A 3,698-nucleotide genomic window follows, 5' to 3' on the forward strand; every position below is an offset into this window, starting at 1 on the left:
GGGGCCGCAGGCGGCCCGCCGCGCCGGCGGCCCGTCGCCGGGGTCAGCCGAGCGTCGCAGCGAGGCGCTCCAGCGTGGTCTTCGCGTCCGCGAACTCCGCGGCGGCGTGGTCGGCGAGCGGCGCGAGGTCGGACAGCCGGTCCGCCAGGGTCGCGCTCACGGTGATCGGGTACGGCTTCATGCCGAGCGCCGTCCCGAGGATGAGCTGCAGGACGGGGGAGCCGTGGTCCCAGCCCTCGGTCGGGGTGCCGGCGTCGTACGTGGCACCGCGGCTGACGACGGTGACGACCGGACGCCCGGCGAGGGGCTGCACGTCGCCGGCGAGCACTCCGGGGATGTGGATGCGGTCGATCCAGGCCTTGAGGGTCGACGGCACCGTGTAGTTGTACAGCGGCGCTCCGACCACGACGACGTCCGCTCCGAGGAGTTCGTCGATGACCTCCTGACGGAGCGCGTCGGCCGCGGGGTCGACGACCTCGTCGTCCGTGCGGTCGGTGGCGGCCCAGTGCAGCGCCGAGGTCTCGAGGTGGGGGAGCTGGTCGACGTGCAGGTCACGGCGGACGACGGCGTACTCCGGGCCGCGTGCGCGCCAGGCGTCCGCGAAGGCCGCGGTGAGGGCACGGGAGCGGGAGTGCGCGAGGTCGGCCGAGGAGTCGATGTGCAGGAGGGTGGGCATGCTCCCCACGGTACCGATCGACGGACGCCCGATGACGGGAACGGCCCCGCCGCGCCGGTGAGGGGCGAGGCGGGGCCGAGGTGGGCCTCCCGTCGGTCACGCGGGCACGCGACCGGCGGGAGACGTCGGGGCGTCAGCGCTGGGCGTGACGGCGGCGCAGCGTGCGCACACCGATCAGACCGGCGCCGGCGAGGACGAGCGCGAGGGCCCAGGGGAGGGCACCGGTCGCGTCGGAACCGGTGTAGGCGAGCTGGCCCTTCGCGGTGGTGGGCGTGACGACCGCCACCGTCGGGGTGGTCGGACGGACGTCGACCGCGAACGAGAGCGGCTGCAGCGCACCGCTCGCGACCGTGAGGGTGTGGATCGACGCGTGCGGGAACGTGACGCCGAAGACGCCCTGCCCCTCGGCGCCGTTCTCCTCGTACGGGGCGACGACGTCGGTGGCGACGTCCGACGTCACGGTCGGGACGAACGTGGGGTTGCCCTCGTCGTCGAAGTCCGTCGCGTCGTTGCCGAAGCGGTCGACCGGCGAACCGGACACGACGAGCGTGCCGCCCTGCGCCACCGTGGGGCGGCCGGTCGGCGTGAGGGTGAGCTCCTCGGGGAAGCCGTCCTCGTCGGTCGACAGGTCCACGGTGTAGATCGAGCCGTCCGGCTGGATGAGCCAGATGCGCTTGTCCCGCGCGGTGATCGACTTCTCGTCGATCGTGAACGCGGTGATGCCGAACGCGGCAGCGTGGTCGACGGTCAGCTCGACGTACTGGGTCGTCGAGACGTTGCCGCTCGTGGCCGTGACGGCGAAGTCGTACCACGACGCGAGGGTGGCGGTGCCGCTCAGCTCGCCCGTGGTCGGGTCGAAGGTGATGCCCTCGGGGAGCTGGTCCTCGACGGTGTAGTCGTCGTCCTCCTCGAACTCGGAGCCGACCGCGATGGAGTCGGCCTGCGACTTCGACTCGACGATCGAGTCGGCGGAGTCCTCCTCGTCGCCGTAGAACCAGTCGAGCTCGTACGTCGGCGCGGGCGAGCCCTGCGCGCGGAACGTGTACGAGAACGCGTCACCGGCGGTGGTGTCGAGGTACAGCGGGTCGTCGATGTCGGTGCCCTCGGCGACGGGCTTGCCGTCGGCGCCGATGAACACCGGGTCCTGCGTGATGACGGCCGACGGGTCGGAGGTCACCGTCTCGGTGCCGCCGCCCGGCAGGTCGCCGGTCACGGTCACGACGAGCTGCTTGCCCGCCTCGGCCTGGTCGACCGTGAAGGTCTTGGTCTTGGCGATCGTCGTCGGGGTCGGGCCGGCGTCGTACTCCGTCCAGACGTACCTGAACGAGCCGTCCTCGTCGAACCCGGTCGTGTCCGCCGTGAGCTGCGAGCCGACCTTGGTGTCGCCGGAGACCGTGACCGTCGGGTCCGCGGCCAGCGGGGTGACCGGAGCGTCGGTCGACGTGGCCGACGGCTTCGCAGTGGTCGGCGTCGTCGTGGTCGGGGCGGTCGACCCGGCGGGTGCCGTGTCGTCGGTGGACGGCGACTCGTCGTCGGTGGGCGGCGTCGTCGTGTCGGCGGGCTCGGTGCCGTCCGGCGCCGGGTCGGCCTGCTCGTCGGTCGGCGCCGGGTCGGTCGGTGCCGTGGTCTGCGACGGGTCGGCCGACGCGCTCTGCGTCGGGGCCGGCGTCTCGGCGCCCTCGGCGTGTGCTGCGGTGGCGGTTGCGATGCCGAGACCGGTCGTCAGCGCGATGAGCGCGGCGGTGGTCCCGAGCGCGCAGGCGCGTCGGACGGTGGAAGTGCTGCGGCGCACGTGTTCCCCCAGGTGTTCAGGTCCGGTCGGGTGCCGGATCGTAAGAATCTGCCGAGAATACTCGGCCTGCTCGGATCGTAGGGGTACTCGCGCGCGACCGGGAGCACCGAGCACGAAATGTGACCTGGGTTGGGGGTGCGTGCGGGAAACCGCGGGTGACGTGCCGTCCGGCACCGCACCCGCGGCTCCCCGTCGGTCGACTCAGTGCGCGCCGTGCGCCACCGAGACCGTGAACGACGTGTGTGCGTGCTCCTGGGTCACGGTGAGGCGGTGCGACCACGCCCCGCTGATCGTGATCGTGTCCTCAGCGCCGGTCCGGGTGACGTGGTCCGACGTGACGTTGCTCGTCACCGTGGACACGTCGCCGCCCTCGTCGGGAGCCTTGATGACGTTGCCCTCGGCGTCGACCGCGACCCCGGAGACGACGAACTGCTCGAGACGGACCGCGGGGACCGTCTTGACGACCGTCGCCTTGCTCGTGGGGGTCAGCCGCTGACGGACGACCCCGTTCGGCGCGATGTACCAGATCGGCGCGGTCGTGTTCGGCTGCGAGACGTACGTCCGTACTCCGACCGCTGCCCCGGGGACCACGGTGAGCTGCACGTACGCGTGGGCCTCGACGCCGTCGCGGAGGGCGACGACCTGGAAGTCCCAGATGCCGCTCTCGACCCCCGTGCCGGACAGGACCCCCGTGTTCGTGTTCACCGAGAAGTGGTCCGACGCGCGCGGCGAGTCTGCAGTCGGCCCGGCCGGTTCGTCCATCGCGAAGGCGACCGTCCCCGCCTTCGCGTTGGTGGTGAACGTGTGCGAGAACGCCTTCCCCGCGGTCGCGGTCAGAGCGATCGGGCGGGCGGCGGAGGAGCTCTGCGTGAAGGCGAGCGGAGCAGGCGTGGCCGCGACGGCGTGCTGCGTCGACGCCGGCGTCGATGCGGTCGCGGCGCTCACGCCGAGGACGGCGCCGCAGCCTGCGGTGACGACGGCGACGGTTGCGGCAGCGGTGACGAACGCCGCGCGACGGCGCGACGAAGTGATGGTGTTCATGGTTCCCCTGGTCGTTCTGGTGCAGGGCGGCGATCCGCTCCTGTCACGCTCGACCGTACGGCTCGACGGCGGCTCCCGGGTGGCGTCGAGGTTCCGGTTCCATCACGGGACGCTTCCGATCCGTTCAGGGTCTGATCTGGGGTTTCTCTCAGAACAGAGCGGCGGACGGGAGGCGCGGTGCCAGCTGGC

General features: G+C 72.3%; 4 protein-coding genes. 1 reads left to right on the forward strand and 3 read right to left on the reverse strand.

Annotation, left to right across the window (positions count from 1 at the left end; translation table 11 throughout):
* Window positions 1-43: 43 nt before the first annotated feature.
* The 3 genes from Q7F20_RS18035 to Q7F20_RS18045 all read right to left on the reverse strand — a co-directional run bounded on the left by Q7F20_RS18035 (window position 44) and on the right by Q7F20_RS18045 (window position 3,173).
* Window positions 44-676 carry an FMN-dependent NADH-azoreductase gene (locus Q7F20_RS18035; RefSeq protein WP_305741438.1) on the reverse strand — a complete coding sequence of 211 codons (633 nt, stop codon included), beginning with the start codon at window positions 674-676 and terminating at the stop codon, window positions 44-46.
* A 133-nt stretch (window positions 677-809) separates the two neighbouring features.
* Entirely contained in the window at window positions 810-2,468 is a 1,659-nt protein-coding gene (locus tag Q7F20_RS18040) for a putative Ig domain-containing protein (protein ID WP_305741439.1), read from the reverse strand.
* A 201-nt stretch (window positions 2,469-2,669) separates the two neighbouring features.
* Complete coding sequence (locus Q7F20_RS18045; RefSeq protein WP_305741440.1) at window positions 2,670-3,173, reverse strand: hypothetical protein; 504 nt, start codon at window positions 3,171-3,173, stop codon at window positions 2,670-2,672.
* Between Q7F20_RS18045 and Q7F20_RS18050 the strand changes: the two genes are divergently transcribed.
* The coding region (locus Q7F20_RS18050) for a hypothetical protein (RefSeq protein ID WP_305741441.1) at window positions 3,160-3,698 on the forward strand (539 nt) is incomplete at its 3' end. The two genes, Q7F20_RS18045 and Q7F20_RS18050, sit on opposite strands and share 14 nt — an antisense overlap.

This window comes from Curtobacterium sp. A7_M15 (genome assembly GCF_030705415.1).
Lineage (GTDB): Bacteria > Actinomycetota > Actinomycetes > Actinomycetales > Microbacteriaceae > Curtobacterium.

What these genes read in the sequence shown, in the direction of transcription:
- Q7F20_RS18035 (WP_305741438.1), bottom strand. Translation starts at nt 676, where the DNA reads ATGCCCACCCTCCTGCACATCGACTCCTCGGCCGACCTCGCGCACTCC.